This window comes from Flavobacterium sp. AC274 (assembly GCF_979258275.1).
In genome coordinates this window covers 3509208-3524940 of sequence record NZ_OZ409852.1, presented here as the reverse complement: position 1 = coordinate 3524940, position 15733 = coordinate 3509208, and the positions used below count along the sequence as shown (strand labels likewise).

Here is a 15733-nt window from a genome sequence, read left to right as displayed (position 1 = left end):
AGCTAATATTAAGGAATTATTTTTTCCATTTTAAGATATATTGTTTCACAGAGATTCACGAAGTTTGCACAAAGATTCGCAAAGTTTTTTAAAGAAATCTTTTGTGTTTCTCTGCGAAAACTTCGTGAATCTCTGTGGAATAACTTTTAAACTAATTCGAGCTTACGTTTCCCATCAGTCAACAATTCAATTGTAACTGTAGAATGTTCCTCAGGAATTAGATTTGCAATTTTTTCAGACCATTCAATAAAACACCAGTTTCCTGAATATAAGTAATCATCAACTCCCATATCAAGCGCTTCGGTTTCTTTGTTTAATCTGTAAAAATCAAAATGATACACTATGTCATTATTAAAGGTATAGTACTCATTAACCAAAGAGAAAGTCGGGCTGCTTGTGGCATCTTCAACTCCTAAACTTTTGCATAATTGTTTGATAAAAGTAGTTTTTCCAACACCCATTTCTCCGTTAAAAAGAATGATTTTTTTAGGATTTTGAGCTAAAATCTGCTCTGCTACTTCTTGAATCTGATCTAATGAAAAAACGATATTCATTGCTTATAATTAGTATTTTTTGCCACGAATTTCACTAATTTTCGCAAATTTTTCACATTGAAATAAAAAAAAACAATTCGTGAAAAATTAGTGAAATTCGTAGCTATATTTTTATTTTGGGTTGAATACCAAAAACGGAATAATCATTTCTTCTAACGAAATTCCGCCATGCTGATATGTGTTTTTATAATAACTTACATAATGATTATAGTTGTTTACATACGCCAGAAACAAATCATTTTTGGCAAAAATAAACGAACTGCTCATGTTTATCGCTGGCAAACCAATTTTTTTAGGTTCTTTTACCACATATACATCTTTTTGTTCGTAAGTTAAACTACGACCTGTTTTATAACGCAAATTTAAACTTGTATTTTTATCTCCAACAACTTTCGAAGGGTTTTTTACATTAATCGTTCCGTGATCTGTAGTCAGTATTAATTTGAAACCCAAAAGTTGAGCTTGTTGAATAATTTCTAATAATGGTGAGTTTTTAAACCAGCTCAATGTCAACGAACGATAGGCTTTATCATCAGAAGCGAGCTCTTTTACAACATCCATTTCTGTTTTGGCGTGCGATAACATATCTACAAAATTGTAAACTACAGTTACCAAATCATTGCCTTTTAGGGCTTTAAAGTTTTCGGCTAATTTTTTACCACCTGCATAATTGGTGATCTTAAAATAATCTTCTTTTATATTTAAACCTAAACGTTTTAATTGTGCCGATAAAAATTCGGCTTCATAAAGGTTTTTTCCTCCGTCTTCAACATCATTTTTCCAATATTCAGGAAATTTTTTCTCCATTTCAACAGGCATTAAACCTGAGAAAATCGAGTTTCTGGCATATTGGGTAGCAGTTGGAAGTATGGAGAAATAGGGAACTTCTTTTTCTAACTTGTAATAATTAGCAACCACGGTTTCAAAAGATTTCCATTGATCGTAACGTAAATTATCAATTACAACAAATAAAACAGGTCTGTCTTTCTTTTTAATTTCAGGAACAACCAGTTCTTTAAATAAGTTATCAGATTGGATTGGCCTGTCGGCTTTTGGTTCGAACCAATCTTCATAATTTCTTTCAATATATTTTCCGAATTGAGAATTGGCTTCAACTTTCTGTGATTCAAGGATTTCAATCATTCCCTGATCGTTAATATTTTCAAGTTCTAATTCCCAAAAATCAATTTTTTGTATAATTCTACCCAATCTTCATAAGAATTAACCATGGCCAATTCCATCGAAATTTTTCTAAATTCTTTTTGATAATCTAAAGTAGTTTTCTCTGAAATTAACCTCGAGTGGTCCAGATTTTTCTTTAAACTCAATAAAATCTGATTTGGATTTACCGGTTTTATCAAATAATCAGCAATTTTAGAACCAATTGCTTCTTCCATTATATATTCTTCCTCACTCTTGGTGATCATAATCATTGGGATGGCCGACTTTTTTTCTTTCATTTCAGAAAGGGTTTCCAAGCCGCTCATTCCAGGCATATTTTCATCCAAAAAAACAATATCATAATTGTCTTCATCAAATAAAGCTATGGCATCCAGGCCGTTATTACAAGTTGTTACTTTGTAGTTTTTCTTTTCCAGAAATAATATATGTGGCTTTAAAAGATCGATTTCATCATCAACCCAAAGTATTTTAATCTTATCCATAAACAAATTAATTTTAATGCAATTTAAAGGTATAGAACTTAAAAAGTATTAAAAATAGTATAAAATTCAGAATAACAAATTCAGTTTTTTTTCAAAATTAATTTTAGATCTATTTTAATTAAGGAAATTAATAAGGTGAAATCGCATTTTTTTAAGTTAAAAACTCAAAGCTGTTTATACTTAATTACTTATATTTGTTGACCAAAAAATAACCAAATAGTGACCCACATAAATAAATTAAAAATATTTAATGACCCCATTTACGGGTTTATTTCCATCCCAAACGAACTTATTTACGATTTAATTCAGCATCCGTATTTTCAGCGTTTGCGACGTATTTCGCAAATGGGATTGTCTTATTTGGTATATCCGGGAGCCAACCATACCCGTTTTCATCATGCTTTAGGGTGTATGCATTTGATGCAAAAAGCTATTGAAACACTTCGATTTAAAGGAGTTGCAATTTCTCAGGAGGAAGAATGCGCTTTGCTGATTGCTATTTTGCTGCATGATATTGGACATGGACCATTTTCGCACGCCATGGAAAAAAGTATTGTAGAGGATGTAAATCACGAAGCTATTTCTTTATTATTCATGAATCAGTTAAATGATGAATTTGATGGTAAATTGAGTTTAGCAATTCAGGTTTTTAAAGGTCAATATCATAGAAAATTTATGTTACAACTGATTTCAAGTCAGTTAGATATGGATCGAATGGATTATCTTAAACGTGATAGTTTTTATACCGGAGTTGCAGAAGGAAACGTAAATTCTGAGCGTTTGATTCAGATGATGAATGTTGTTGATGGCGTTTTGGTTATTGAAGAAAAGGGAATTTATTCTGTTGAAAAATTTCTGCTTTCAAGACGATTAATGTATTGGCAGGCATATTTGCATAAAACTAGTCTGGTTGCCGAATTAATTTTGATGAAGGTTTTAAAAAGAGCCAAAGAACTTACATTAAAAGGAGTGAATTTGCCTTGCAGTGAACCTCTTTTGTATTTCATGAAAAACAAAATTACATTAGAGAATTTTGATGCTGAAAAATTGGATTTATTTTCTCAATTAGATGATTTTGATATTATTAGCGCTTTAAAAGCCTGGCAAAAACAAGATGATTTTATACTTTCTACATTAAGTAAAATGATCATTAACAGAGATTTATTGAAGATAAAGTTGAGCGCGGAAAAGATTCCGATGGAAGAATCCCAATCTTTGAAAGAAGAGTTTGCAGAAGAACATCATATTTCGGCTGTAGATGCCGGATATTTTATTTTTAGAGGTAAAATAAAAAACCAGGCATACAGTAAAGAGGCAGAACCGATACGAATTTTGAAAAAAGATAAAACAATTGAAGACGTTGTTGAAGCCTCTGATCAGTTGAATTTGAAATCGTTATCTAAGTTGGTCACAAAATATTACATCTGTTTTCCAAAACAACTTATCTAAAATTAACATTTAAAATCTATTTTTTATATTTTTGTCGCGATGAAATTTACAGCAGAACAAATAGCAGGAATTTTAGAAGGAGAAGTTGTTGGGAATCCCAATGCAGAAGTTTCTCGACTTTCTAAGATTGAAGAAGGCGAGGAAGGATCGCTTACTTTTTTGGCTAACCCGAAATATATCAACTACATATATACTACAAAAGCGAGCGTAACTATTGTTAACGACAGCTTTGTACCCGAAGCCGAAATCACTACAACTTTAATAAAAGTGGAGGATGCATATGCGTCTTTTTCTAAACTTTTGCATTTTTATAATCAGGTAAAATTGAATAAAAATGGAATTGAAGCTCACTCTTTTATATCTGAGGGGACTAAATATGGAGAAAATCTATACTTAGGAAGCTTTAGTTATGTAGGTCAGAATGTAGTTTTGGGTGATAATGTAAAAATATATCCAAACAGTTTTATTGGTGATAACGTTGTTATTGGCGATAATGTGTATATTTTTGCCGGGGCTAAAATATATTCTGAAACCGTAATTGGCAATAATTGCACCATACATTCAGGAACTATTATAGGTGCAGATGGTTTTGGTTTTGTACCAAATGAAGAAGGTGTATATAGTAAAGTACCACAAATTGGTAATGTTATTATTGAAGATAATGTAGATATTGGTGCCAATACTACAATAGACAGAGCAACTCTGGGTTCTACGATTATTAGAAAAGGAGTTAAATTAGACAATCAAATTCAGATTGCCCATAATGTAGAAATAGGTAAAAACACTGTAATTGCTGCTCAATCAGGCGTTGCGGGTTCTACAAAAATTGGCGAAAACTGTATGATTGGCGGGCAGGTTGGTATCGCAGGCCACTTAATAATAGGTAATAATGTAAGACTTCAGGCGCAGTCGGGAGTTGCAAGAAACATCAAAGATGATGAGATTTTGCAAGGTTCTCCATCGCTTGGATATGGTGATTTTAACAAATCATACGTTCATTTCAAGAACTTACCTAAAATTGTCGCCGAACTGGACGAATTAAAAAAACAAATAATAAACCCAAAAAATGGAAATAATGGTTAAACAGAAGACCATCAAAAATGAAATTTCGCTAACAGGAGTTGGATTACACACTGGAAAAGAAGTTACAATGACTTTTAAACCAGCTCCAATTAATAATGGTTTCACTTTTGTAAGAGTAGATTTGCAAGGACAACCAGTGATTGAGGCTGATGCTAATTATGTTGTTAATACACAAAGAGGTACAAATTTAGAAAAATTAGGTGTAAAAATTCAAACTCCGGAACATGTTCTGGCTGCATTAGTTGGATGTGATTTGGATAATGTTATCATAGAATTAAATGCTTCTGAACTACCAATTATGGATGGTTCTTCAAAATATTTTGTTGAAGCTATAGAAAATGCCGGTATCGAAGAACAAGATGCTAAACGTAATGTTTATGTGGTAAAAGAAGTTATTTCTTTTACTGATGAAGCTACTGGCAGCGAGATTTTGGTAATGCCAAGCGACGACTATCAGGTTACTGCAATGGTTGATTTTGGTACTAAAGTTTTAGGTACGCAAAACGCAACAATGAAAAGCATTGCCGATTTTAAAGATGAAATTGCAAATTCAAGAACTTTTAGTTTTCTCCATGAATTAGAATCTTTATTGGAGCACGGATTAATTAAAGGTGGAGATTTAAACAATGCTATTGTTTATGTAGATAAAGAAATATCTGAGTCTACAATGGAAAATCTAAAGAAAGCATTTGGCAAAGATAAAATTTCGGTAAAACCAAATGGTGTTTTAGACAACCTTACGTTACACTATCCAAACGAAGCTGCACGTCATAAATTATTAGATGTTGTGGGAGATTTAGCTTTAATTGGAGTTAGAATTCAGGGAAAAATTATTGCTAATAAACCAGGGCATTACGTAAATACTCAGTTTGCTAAAAAAATTGGCAAAATCATAAAAATCGAACAAAGAAATCATGTTCCTGTTTATGATTTAAATAAAGAGCCGTTAATGGATATTCACAAAATCATGGCGATGTTACCACACCGTCCACCGTTTTTGTTGATTGACAGAATTATCGAAATGTCTGATCGCCATGTAGTTGGTTTGAAGAATGTTACGATGAATGAAAATTTCTTCGTAGGACATTTCCCGGAAGCTCCGGTAATGCCAGGAGTTTTAATTGTTGAAGCGATGGCTCAAACAGGAGGAATTTTGGTTTTAAGCACAGTTCCGGATCCTGAGAATTATTTAACGTACTTTATGAAAATTGACAATGTTAAATTTAAACATAAAGTATTGCCTGGAGATACATTAATTTTCAAATGCGAATTGATTTCTCCTATTCGTAGAGGAATCTGTCATATGCAGGCAAATGCTTACGCAAATGGTAAATTAGTTACCGAGGCAGAATTAATGGCACAAATTGTAAAAAAACAATAATAATTTAATCAAATTTATTGTTTACGTTTGTTGCCCAAATTAGATTATTTTAATAAAATATAAAAGATACAGATGAATCAACCATTAGCATATGTTCATCCTGGCGCTAAAATCGCTAAAAACGTTGTAATTGAGCCTTTTACAACAATTCACAATAATGTTGTTATTGGTGATGGTACTTGGATTGGTTCAAATGTGACCATTATGGAAGGCGCTCGAATTGGTAAAAATTGCAATATTTTTCCAGGAGCGGTAATTTCTGCGGTTCCACAAGATTTAAAATTTGGTGGCGAAGATTCTCTTGCTATAATTGGCGACAATTGTACTATTAGAGAATGTGTTACTATAAATAGAGGTACAGTTGCTTCAGGACAAACTATTCTGGGAAACAATTGTTTAGTAATGGCTTATGCACACATTGCGCATGATTGCGAGATTGGAAACAATGCTATTATTGTAAACGGAGTTGCTCTTGCAGGTCACGTTGTGGTAGGAAATCATGCCGTAATTGGAGGTTTGGCAGCGATTCACCAATTTATTCATATTGGCGATCATGCTATGATTTCTGGTGGATCTTTGGTTAGAAAAGATGTTCCGCCATATACAAAAGCAGCAAAAGAGCCATTGTCTTATGTTGGTATCAATTCGGTTGGTTTAAGAAGAAGAGGATTTAGTACTGAAAAAATCAGAGAAATTCAGGAGATTTACAGAATTTTATACCAAAAAAATTACAATACAACTCAGGCTTTAAGTATTATTGAAGCAGAAATGGAAGCTACTCCTGAGAGAGATGAAATTTTAGATTTTATCAGAAATTCATCCAGAGGAATCATGAAAGGTTATTCAGGAAACTATTAAATAAAAGTTTAATCGTTTATTTGTTAATTCGTTAAGTCGAAAACAGATAAACGATTAAACGATTAAACAAAATACTAAATAAAATAAAAACAAATGGCATCTACATCAGATATTAGAAACGGATTGTGTATTAAATTCAATCATGATATTTATAAAATTGTTGAATTTCTTCACGTAAAACCTGGAAAAGGACCAGCTTTCGTAAGAACAAAATTAAGAAGTTTAACTACAGGAAGAGTATTAGATAATACATTTTCTGCAGGACACAAAATTGACGATGTGCGTGTAGAAACACATAATTACCAGTTTTTATATGCTGAAGGAGATGAGTTTCATTTTATGAATACAGAATCTTATGAGCAAATTTCTTTGAATAAAAATATTCTGGATGCTCCGGGATTGTTAAAAGAAGGTACAAGTGTAATGGTTCAGGTTAACACTGAAACTGATTTGCCTTTATCTGTAGATATGCCATCTTCTGTAGTTCTTGAAGTTACTTATGCTGAGCCAGGAGTAAAAGGAAATACTGCTACAAATGCAACAAAATCTGCTACGGTAGAAACAGGAGCAACTGTAAATGTTCCTTTATTCATCAACGAAGGTGATAAAATTAAAATTGATACAGCTTCAGGTTCTTACATGGAGCGTGTAAAAGAGTAGTTTTTTAATTAGATAATTTGTCAATGAGTCAATTAGAAAATTGATGCAGCAGCAGAAAATTGAATAATTTTGTTTTCTAATTGACACATTTCTTAATTGACACATTCTCTAATTGACAAATTTTCTAATTATAAAATATGAAATTTCCAAAAGTTCACTCTTTACGAGAAATTGCAAATTTGCTTGACTGCGAATTTATAGGAGACCAAGACTTTCCGGTTTTAGGTATGAACGAAATACATGTTGTCGAACCAGGCGATATTGTTTTTGTTGACCATCCAAAATATTATGATAAAGCTTTACAATCTGCAGCGACTATTGTTTTAATTAATAAAAAAGTAGATTGTCCTGAAGGTAAAGCACTTTTGATTTCTGATGATCCTTTCAGAGATTTCAATACCCTAACCAAACATTTTAGACCTTTTCAGGCAACAACTGTCTCGATTGCTCTTTCTGCAAATATTGGAGAAGGAACTGTAATTCAGCCTAATTGTTTTGTTGGAAACAATGTAACAATTGGAAAAAACTGTATAATACATCCAAATGTTACTATCTACGATCATACTGTAATTGGCGATAATGTGATTATTCACGCAGGAACTATTTTAGGCGCTGATGCTTTTTATTATAAAAAACGTCCGGATGGTTTTGATCAGTTAATTTCTGGTGGTAGAGTAGTGATCGAAAATAATGTTGGCATTGGTGCACTTTGTACCATAGACAAAGGTGTAACAGGTGATACAACAATTGGAGAGGGAACTAAGCTTGATAATCAGGTACATGTTGGTCATGATACAGTTATCGGTAAAAAATGTTTAATTGCTTCACAAACCGGTATTGCTGGTTGCGTTGTTATTGAAGACGAAGTAACTATTTGGGGACAAGTTGGTACCACAAGCGGTATTACAATAGGAGCGAAGGCTGTTATTATGGGGCAAACAGGTGTTACTAAATCTGTTGAAGGCGGAAAATCTTATTTTGGAACTCCAATAGAAGAATCAAGAGAAAAGTTAAAACAATTAGCCAATATCAAAAAGATTCCTGAAATTCTAAGTAAATTGAAGTAATATGTCTATAAAAGAATTTGTTCAAAAATTTTATAAGTCGGATGCCTTAATTGATAGCGAAATCATGAAAACTTATTTGCATCCCGATGTAAAGTTGGATTGGAATAGTACCAAAGGATTGATTGAGATGGATTATGATTCGATGCTCGCAATGGCCAATGAATTAAGTCGTGCTTATGTGCGATCTAAGGTGAGAATTAGCCATATAATTGCCGAAGATGATTTAGTTTCAATACGTTACTCACATTTCGTGAAAACGATTGAAAACCCACGAGAAGAAATGTTATTAGCTCATTTTGCTACAATTTGGCAAATTAAAGATGACAAACTTTATCGCGGTTATCAAATGAGTCAATTTTCTTAATTTTTTTGACGACAAAAAGGTTAAAATAGATTACAAAACCTTATTTTTGCAACACAATTTTAAAAACTACATAAAATATATATCATGAGTGTTTTAGTTAATAAAGATTCCAAAATAATTGTTCAAGGATTTACAGGAAGCGAAGGAACTTTCCATGCTTCTCAAATGATTGAGTACGGTACTAATGTTGTTGGTGGTGTTACTCCGGGAAAAGGAGGAACTAGCCATTTAGATCGTCCGGTTTTTAATACAGTAAAAGATGCTGTAGATCAAGCTGGAGCTGATACATCTATCATTTTTGTACCGCCGGCTTTTGCTGCTGATGCAATTATGGAAGCTGCTGACGCTGGAATTAAAGTAATTATTGCTATTACAGAAGGAATTCCTGTAGCAGATATGATTAAAGCAAATAATTATGTTAAAGAAAGAAATTCTAGATTAATCGGGCCAAACTGTCCGGGAGTTATTACTCCGGGTGAAGCTAAAGTTGGTATTATGCCAGGTTTTGTTTTCAAAAAAGGAACTGTTGGTATCGTTTCTAAATCAGGAACTTTAACTTACGAAGCTGCAGATCAGGTTGTAAAACAAGGTTTAGGAATTACTACAGCTATCGGTATTGGTGGAGATCCAATTATTGGAACTACAACTAAAGAAGCTGTTGAATTATTAATGAACGATCCAGAAACTGAAATCATCATTATGATTGGTGAAATTGGTGGTCAATTAGAAGCTGATGCTGCTAAATGGGTTAGAGCTGATGGTAACCGTAAACCGGTTGTTGGTTTTATCGCCGGAGAAACTGCTCCTGCTGGTAGAACAATGGGTCATGCAGGTGCTATTGTTGGTGGTTCTGATGATACAGCTGCTGCTAAAAAACAAATTATGAGAGACAACGGAATTCACGTTGTTGATTCACCAGCTGAAATTGGTAAAAAAGTAAAAGAAGTATTGGGTTAATCTCCAATGTTTTAAATAACAAATTCCAAAAAAGTCTCAATATTTGTTGAGACTTTTTTACATTTTTAAAATGTAGAGGAATAAATTAAAAACTTAGCAACTCAGTTTCTTAGAACCTCAGAAGCTTAAAAAAGAAATATGTACAAAGAATTAAAAAAGTTTAAAGTAAGCAACAGTTTTACTTTTACAATCGAAGATAGTTTAGAACAAGTTTGTAATGCTCCCGAAGGTGGTGCAGGAATTTTTGTTGTATATGCTGTTGAAGGTGATGCGAAAGAATTAATAATGGTTGCTTCTACAGGAACTGTTCAAAACGACGGGACTTTGAAAAGCAAAAATGGAGGTTTATACGATAAAATCGTAAACGGACACCAATTTGCAAAAACAGGAAGAAAATATTCATGGCCTGCACAAATGAAATTAGAAAGTATTGAAGCTCTTGAAGTGGTTTGGTACGAAACTTTTAATGCAGATGTAAAAGCAATTCCAACTGCAGTTGAAGGACAGGTTTTACAAAATTTCTTAGATGAAAATGCAAAATTACCAAGATGGAATGTAGCTTTCTAAAAGCTGTTTAAAATAAAATTTCACGAAAAGCCTTGCTATTTATTTAGTAAGGCTTTTTTTATTAAGTGTTAGGATTTAAATTTTGAGCGTCATATATTTAGCATCCAAAAACAAACCAAAAATATGATAAAAAACTACTTATTATTACTGGCTTTATGCTTTTTTCTTCTATTAATGCTCAGATAATTAATATTCCTGATGCTAATTTTAAGGCAAAATTGCTTCTTGCTAGTACATCAAATCAAATTGCATCAGATGTCAATGGTTTAAGCATGAAAATTGATACTAATGATAATAAAGAAATAGAGGTTTCTGAAGCGTCTAAAGTTGGATATTTAACACTTACTAATTCACAATTAAGCTCTTTAGAAGGAATCTCAAATTTCAGTAATTTAAAATCATTGCAATGTGGTTCTAATTCATTGACAAATCTAAATGTTACAAATTTATCAAAATTAGAAATTTTAAGATGCGATCGTAATTTACTTACTTCTTTAGAAATAGGTGGTTTAACTGAACTTATTGCTTTATTTTGTGATGGTAATAGGCTCACAAGCATAGAAGTGGCCGGATTAAGTAAATTGGAGGCAATAAATTGCGAATACAATAAATTGACAGAATTGGATTTGACTTCTTCAAAGAATCTTTATTATGTAATTTGTGCTTCTAATGTTTTAACTTCATTAAAATTATCAGGTTTGTCTAAGCTCAATAATATTGATTGTCAATTTAATACTCTTAGCACATTCGAAATTAAAAATTTGCCTGCATTGCAGCGTTTAAATTGTAAGGTGAGTTTCTCTACAGTAACAATAGATCTTAGTGGTGTACCTAATCTTACCTGGTTAGATTGTAGTTCTAATAAGTTTACTTCTTTGGATGTGAGTAATTTAACTAAATTAAAGTATCTGGATTGTGGCTCAAATAAACTGACAACACTAGATGCAAGTAATTTAAAAAGCCTTACTGAATTATTATGCTGGAGAAACGAATTAACTAGTTTAAATGTAAATGGACTTGCCTTATTGGAATCTCTTAATTTTTCTGAAAATAAATTTACATCATTTACAGGAACGGGGCTAAGTAAAATTAAAAGCTTAGATCTTAGAGGAAATAAATTGACAAGCCTGGATGTTTCATCGTCAACAAGCCTTGAATCTTTATTTTGTTCTGAAAATTTATTGACGTCTTTAAATATTACTGGTTTAAATAATTTAAAAATGCTTTATTGCAATAATAATAAATTTACCAATTTAGATGTTACCGGTGCAGGAAAACTGAATTTTTTCTATTGCAAAAATAATATTTTGACTAGTATCAATGTAAAAAATTTAGCCAATTTAACAGAGTTATATGTAGATACTAATCAATTGACAACTATTGACTTAACGGGTTTGACGAATTTAAGTAAGCTTTCGTGTTCTGCCAATAAATTCGCCGATATAAATTTGTTGGGACTAAATAATTTAACCGCTTTTTATTGCACGAGTAACGAATTAACTAAAATTGATTTAACAGGTTTAAGTAAATTAACGATTTTAGCTTGTGGAAAGAATAAATTAACCAATTTAGACCTGTCAGGTTTAAGTAATCTTATTTCCTTAAATTGTAATTATAATCAATTTTCTACATTAAATGTTTCTGCACTTACCAATTTAAGAGATTTCTATTGTACTAATAATCAAATTACTGACTTAGATCTTACTGGTCTTAGTAATCTTGGATTATTGGAATGTGATAATAATTTGTTGACAAAACTGAATGTTTTGGGACTAAAGAAATTACAAATGCTTTCATTCAAAAATAATACTGTTGAAAGTATTGATTTAACTGGATTGCTAAATATTATAACATTCGATTGTACAAACAATAAGTTAACAAATTTAGATTTTTCGACTGTTATTTACACTCCACAGGATGGTTTTATGGGGCCGGGGACATATATCTATGAATATGCAGATGGAAGTGCTATGTTTACTACTATGTGCGATTATAATTTAAATGATAATCAATTTGAGTTTATTAATTTAAAAAACAGTAATGACTTTGAAGCTGTATTTTTAAACAATCCGACTTTAAAATATATTTGTGTAAATGATAATAAAATCCAGGATATTGAAAAATCTATTAGTAAATATGGATATACAGATTGTCATGTAAACTCTTATTGTTCATTTAAGCCAGGAGGAACAAACTATGTTATTCAGGGAAATATTAGAATAGACAGTAATAATAATGGCTGCGATGCTTTAGATATTCCAGCTTCCAACCTTAAATTTGTTATAGATGATACGATTAAAAACGAAAGTATTATTAATAATTCAACAGGCAACTACTTAATTCCCGTTTCAGAGGGAAGTTATAAAGTAACGCCAATATTAGAAAATCCTGATTATTTTACGGTTTCACCAAGTTTTGTAAATGTAATTTTTCCATCGATGGCGAGTCCTTTTGCCCAGGATTTCTGTTTAGTACCTAATGGTTCTCATAAAGATTTGGAAATTAATATATTACCAATTCAACCAGCAAGACCTGGTTTTGATGCTAAGTACAAAATCATTTATAAAAATAAAGGAAATTTAACGCAATCTGGTTCAGTAAATCTTGCTTTTGACGATTCTACTTTGAATTTTGTTTCTACTAATGTTACTTTTTCCAGTCAGACAACTGGGGCTATTGCCTGGGATTTTACAAATTTAAAACCTTTTGAGTCTAAGGAAATTGAAATTGTCTTAAAAGTAAATACTCCAACACAAACTCCTGCAGTAAATAATAATGATATTTTAAGATACACTGCTAAAATAAATTCTGCTATTGCAGATGAAATAGAAACGGATAATACTTTTGAGTTAAACCAAACAGTTGTAGGTTCTTATGATCCAAATGATAAAACGTGTCTTGAAGGAAATGTGATTAAACCAGAATTAATTGGAGAGTATGTTCATTATTTAATACGTTTTGAAAATACCGGAAATTATCCGGCAGAAAATATTGTTGTAAAAGACATGATCGATTTATCAAAATTTGATATTGCAACTTTGGTTCCCACAAGTTCAAGTCATTCGTACACCACTAAAATTTCTGATGGAAATAAAGTAGAATTCATCTTCGAAAAAATAAAACTTCCATACGACGATGCTCATAATGATGGTTATATTGCTTTTAAAATTAAAACATTGCCAACATTATCCGTAGGCAATTCGTTTACAAATGAGGCAAATATTTATTTTGATTATAATTTTCCAATCTTAACTAATAAAGCAACTTCTACATTCAAAACTCTTGGTACTAAGGATTTCGATTTTTCTAATTATTTTAATATATATCCAAATCCTGCAAAAGACGTTTTGAATATTTCCTTAAAAAATAATATTGAAATAAATTCGATTTCAATTTATGATGTATTAGGACAATTGATAATTGCTGTTCCAAATGGTAAAAACGTTTCTACCATTGATGTTTCAAGATTGAGAGCAGGAAATTATTTATTGAAAATTAAAACAGACAGAGGGTCTTCTGTTGCAAAATTTATTAAGGAATAAACTTATAGAACTATCTGTAAAATCTCACAATTGTAAGGTTCTTCAAATAAAAATATTTTTTAACATTTATTTAAGAATCCTGATATAGTCAAAGGTAAGGAGCGGTTTCTAGATTAAGAAACCGCTCCTTTTTTGTAAATAAATTGCTTTTATATTTTTGCTTTTATATATTTATCGAACAATACGAAAGAATAATGTTAAAATACTATTCTGTTTGTATTAAGAAAAGCCTGTTTTGATAATTCCCACGCCCGATAAATATGAAAAGCCAAACTTTAAACAATAAGTTTTTAGATGATAATACTCTTTGGAGTAATTTAAAAGCCGGTGATGAAAAATCTTTTTCTCAACTTTTTGAAAGATATTATAAGGATTTAGTTAGTTATGGAAATTCTCTTTCTCCTTTTGAAGAAAAGGTGCAGGATTGCGTACAGGATGTTTTTGCAGATGTCTGGGTATATAGAACTACATTGCAGGAAAATGTTGTTGTAAAGGCGTATTTATTATCGAGCGTAAGAAAAAGAATTGCCCGTTTATTTCAAAGAGATCATATTTTTCGCAAAACAACTTCGACAGAAGCGATCGAATTTCTTTTTGACTTTTCTATAGAAAATGAACTCGTTGAAGATGAAGTGACTGCAGAACGTGTTTTATATTTGAATAAATTACTTAACGATTTGCCCCCTCGTCAAAAAGAAGCTTTATATCTGCGATATCATCAGGGATTTGTTGTAGAACAAATTGCAGAATTATTAGATGTTAATTATCAATCGGCAAATAACTTATTATACCGCGGATTATTGAGCCTTCGTAAGGAATGGAAAGGCAATTTGTCCTATATTTTACTGCTATCTTCAGTCCTTTTTTGAATTTCTTAAAAAAAACTTAAAAAAAATCATAATTAAGTGAGTATGTAATAAGAAAAGTGTCCTCTATGTTTTTGTAACCCTAATTCTAAGATGCAAAAACGTAATACTTATACCGAAATCGAAGATCTTTTAGCTGATCAGTCATTTCAATTGTGGATTTTATCTAAAATTGATGAACAAGGCTGGGAGGAATGGACTTTAGAAAATCGTCAACGAGCCAAATTAGTTGAAGATGCAAGACTTTTATTGTTAGCAATGAAAGTTACCGATGTTAATCTGTCTCAAAATGAGATTCATGAAGCATTGGAATCTACCTGGAAAAAAATCGAAGAAAAAGAAGATTTTAATAATACGAGATCAAAAATTTTCTATCTGAGAAAATATTGGTTAAGTGGCGTTGCAGCTCTTTTAATCATTTCACTATCATCAGTTTTGGCTTTTAGAAATAATAGCTTGATCAACAATACTGTTGTCACCTATAATGAATTGATAGAAGAAAATAATGAGGGATTAGTTGAGCAAACCAATAATTCGGACATTACTCAAACTATCACATTATCTGATGGAAGTTCGGTTTTATTACAGCCAAAAAGTAAATTAAGTTATCCTAAAATCTTTACCGGAAATGAAAGAAAGGTCTATTTATCCGGCGAAGGTTTCTTTGAAATTAGTAAAAATCCCAAAAGCCTTTTTTTGTTTACGCAAACGAAATTGTAAC

At 31.5% G+C, this 15733-nt stretch carries 13 protein-coding genes and 1 pseudogene; 12 read left to right on the top strand and 2 right to left on the bottom strand.

The window, feature by feature from the left end; genetic code table 11:
- Window positions 1–146: 146 nt before the first annotated feature.
- Window positions 147–554: a tRNA (adenosine(37)-N6)-threonylcarbamoyltransferase complex ATPase subunit type 1 TsaE gene (gene tsaE / locus ACZZZT_RS15720; RefSeq protein WP_463461079.1), complete on the bottom strand. Its 408-nt coding sequence runs from the start codon at window positions 552–554 to the stop codon at window positions 147–149.
- Window positions 555–665: 111 nt separating this feature from the next.
- Window positions 666–2218, bottom strand: a pseudogene (porX, locus tag ACZZZT_RS15715) (T9SS response regulator signal transducer PorX).
- Between the two features lie 219 nt (window positions 2219–2437).
- Here porX and ACZZZT_RS15710 point away from each other — a divergent pair.
- From ACZZZT_RS15710 to ACZZZT_RS15655, 12 genes are all read left to right on the top strand, one after another.
- The gene (locus tag ACZZZT_RS15710) at window positions 2438–3667 is read left to right on the top strand and encodes an HD domain-containing protein (RefSeq protein ID WP_463461078.1); all 1230 of its coding nucleotides are present in this window, start codon (window positions 2438–2440) and stop codon (window positions 3665–3667) included.
- 39 nt (window positions 3668–3706) lie between these two features.
- Window positions 3707–4750, top strand: coding sequence for a UDP-3-O-(3-hydroxymyristoyl)glucosamine N-acyltransferase (gene lpxD, locus ACZZZT_RS15705; protein WP_073394158.1), 1044 nt, complete (start codon window positions 3707–3709; stop codon window positions 4748–4750).
- Window positions 4743–6131 carry a bifunctional UDP-3-O-[3-hydroxymyristoyl] N-acetylglucosamine deacetylase/3-hydroxyacyl-ACP dehydratase gene (locus tag ACZZZT_RS15700; RefSeq protein ID WP_073394290.1) on the top strand — a complete coding sequence of 463 codons (1389 nt, stop codon included), beginning with the start codon at window positions 4743–4745 and terminating at the stop codon, window positions 6129–6131. The genes lpxD and ACZZZT_RS15700 overlap by 8 nt, the downstream gene beginning before the upstream one ends.
- Before the next feature lie 72 nt (window positions 6132–6203).
- Window positions 6204–6989, top strand: a complete 786-nt coding sequence (gene lpxA, locus ACZZZT_RS15695; protein ID WP_029270176.1) for an acyl-ACP--UDP-N-acetylglucosamine O-acyltransferase — start codon at window positions 6204–6206, stop codon at window positions 6987–6989.
- A gap of 93 nt (window positions 6990–7082) precedes the next feature.
- On the top strand, window positions 7083–7649 hold the full coding sequence (gene efp / locus ACZZZT_RS15690; protein ID WP_042567042.1) for an elongation factor P: 567 nt from the start codon (window positions 7083–7085) through the stop codon (window positions 7647–7649).
- Between the two features lie 137 nt (window positions 7650–7786).
- Complete coding sequence (locus ACZZZT_RS15685; protein WP_042567041.1) at window positions 7787–8716, top strand: UDP-3-O-(3-hydroxymyristoyl)glucosamine N-acyltransferase; 930 nt, start codon at window positions 7787–7789, stop codon at window positions 8714–8716.
- A 1-nt stretch (window position 8717) separates the two neighbouring features.
- The gene (locus tag ACZZZT_RS15680) at window positions 8718–9080 is read left to right on the top strand and encodes a nuclear transport factor 2 family protein (protein ID WP_042567040.1); all 363 of its coding nucleotides are present in this window, start codon (window positions 8718–8720) and stop codon (window positions 9078–9080) included.
- Window positions 9081–9164: 84 nt separating this feature from the next.
- Window positions 9165–10037, top strand: a complete 873-nt coding sequence (sucD, locus tag ACZZZT_RS15675; RefSeq protein ID WP_007808093.1) for a succinate--CoA ligase subunit alpha — start codon at window positions 9165–9167, stop codon at window positions 10035–10037.
- A gap of 138 nt (window positions 10038–10175) precedes the next feature.
- Complete coding sequence (locus tag ACZZZT_RS15670; protein WP_073394161.1) at window positions 10176–10604, top strand: hypothetical protein; 429 nt, start codon at window positions 10176–10178, stop codon at window positions 10602–10604.
- 155 nt (window positions 10605–10759) lie between these two features.
- Window positions 10760–14146 (top strand): T9SS type A sorting domain-containing protein, encoded by a 3387-nt coding sequence (locus tag ACZZZT_RS15665; RefSeq protein ID WP_463461077.1) that lies wholly within the window; start codon window positions 10760–10762, stop codon window positions 14144–14146.
- A 260-nt stretch (window positions 14147–14406) separates the two neighbouring features.
- Window positions 14407–15015: an RNA polymerase sigma factor gene (locus ACZZZT_RS15660; RefSeq protein ID WP_463461076.1), complete on the top strand. Its 609-nt coding sequence runs from the start codon at window positions 14407–14409 to the stop codon at window positions 15013–15015.
- Between the two features lie 90 nt (window positions 15016–15105).
- Window positions 15106–15732, top strand: coding sequence for a FecR family protein (locus ACZZZT_RS15655; protein WP_463461075.1), 627 nt, complete (start codon window positions 15106–15108; stop codon window positions 15730–15732).
- Window position 15733: the final 1 nt, after the last annotated feature.

What these genes read in the sequence shown, in the direction of transcription:
- efp (WP_042567042.1), top strand. Translation starts at nt 7,083, where the DNA reads ATGGCATCTACATCAGATATTAGAAACGGATTGTGTATTAAATTCAAT.
- ACZZZT_RS15700 (WP_073394290.1), top strand. Translation starts at nt 4,743, where the DNA reads ATGGTTAAACAGAAGACCATCAAAAATGAAATTTCGCTAACAGGAGTT.
- ACZZZT_RS15680 (WP_042567040.1), top strand. Translation starts at nt 8,718, where the DNA reads ATGTCTATAAAAGAATTTGTTCAAAAATTTTATAAGTCGGATGCCTTA.
- tsaE (WP_463461079.1), bottom strand. Translation starts at nt 554, where the DNA reads ATGAATATCGTTTTTTCATTAGATCAGATTCAAGAAGTAGCAGAGCAG.
- lpxD (WP_073394158.1), top strand. Translation starts at nt 3,707, where the DNA reads ATGAAATTTACAGCAGAACAAATAGCAGGAATTTTAGAAGGAGAAGTT.
- ACZZZT_RS15665 (WP_463461077.1), top strand. Translation starts at nt 10,760, where the DNA reads ATGCTTTTTTCTTCTATTAATGCTCAGATAATTAATATTCCTGATGCT.
- ACZZZT_RS15670 (WP_073394161.1), top strand. Translation starts at nt 10,176, where the DNA reads ATGTACAAAGAATTAAAAAAGTTTAAAGTAAGCAACAGTTTTACTTTT.
- ACZZZT_RS15660 (WP_463461076.1), top strand. Translation starts at nt 14,407, where the DNA reads ATGAAAAGCCAAACTTTAAACAATAAGTTTTTAGATGATAATACTCTT.
- ACZZZT_RS15685 (WP_042567041.1), top strand. Translation starts at nt 7,787, where the DNA reads ATGAAATTTCCAAAAGTTCACTCTTTACGAGAAATTGCAAATTTGCTT.
- sucD (WP_007808093.1), top strand. Translation starts at nt 9,165, where the DNA reads ATGAGTGTTTTAGTTAATAAAGATTCCAAAATAATTGTTCAAGGATTT.
- ACZZZT_RS15655 (WP_463461075.1), top strand. Translation starts at nt 15,106, where the DNA reads ATGCAAAAACGTAATACTTATACCGAAATCGAAGATCTTTTAGCTGAT.
- lpxA (WP_029270176.1), top strand. Translation starts at nt 6,204, where the DNA reads ATGAATCAACCATTAGCATATGTTCATCCTGGCGCTAAAATCGCTAAA.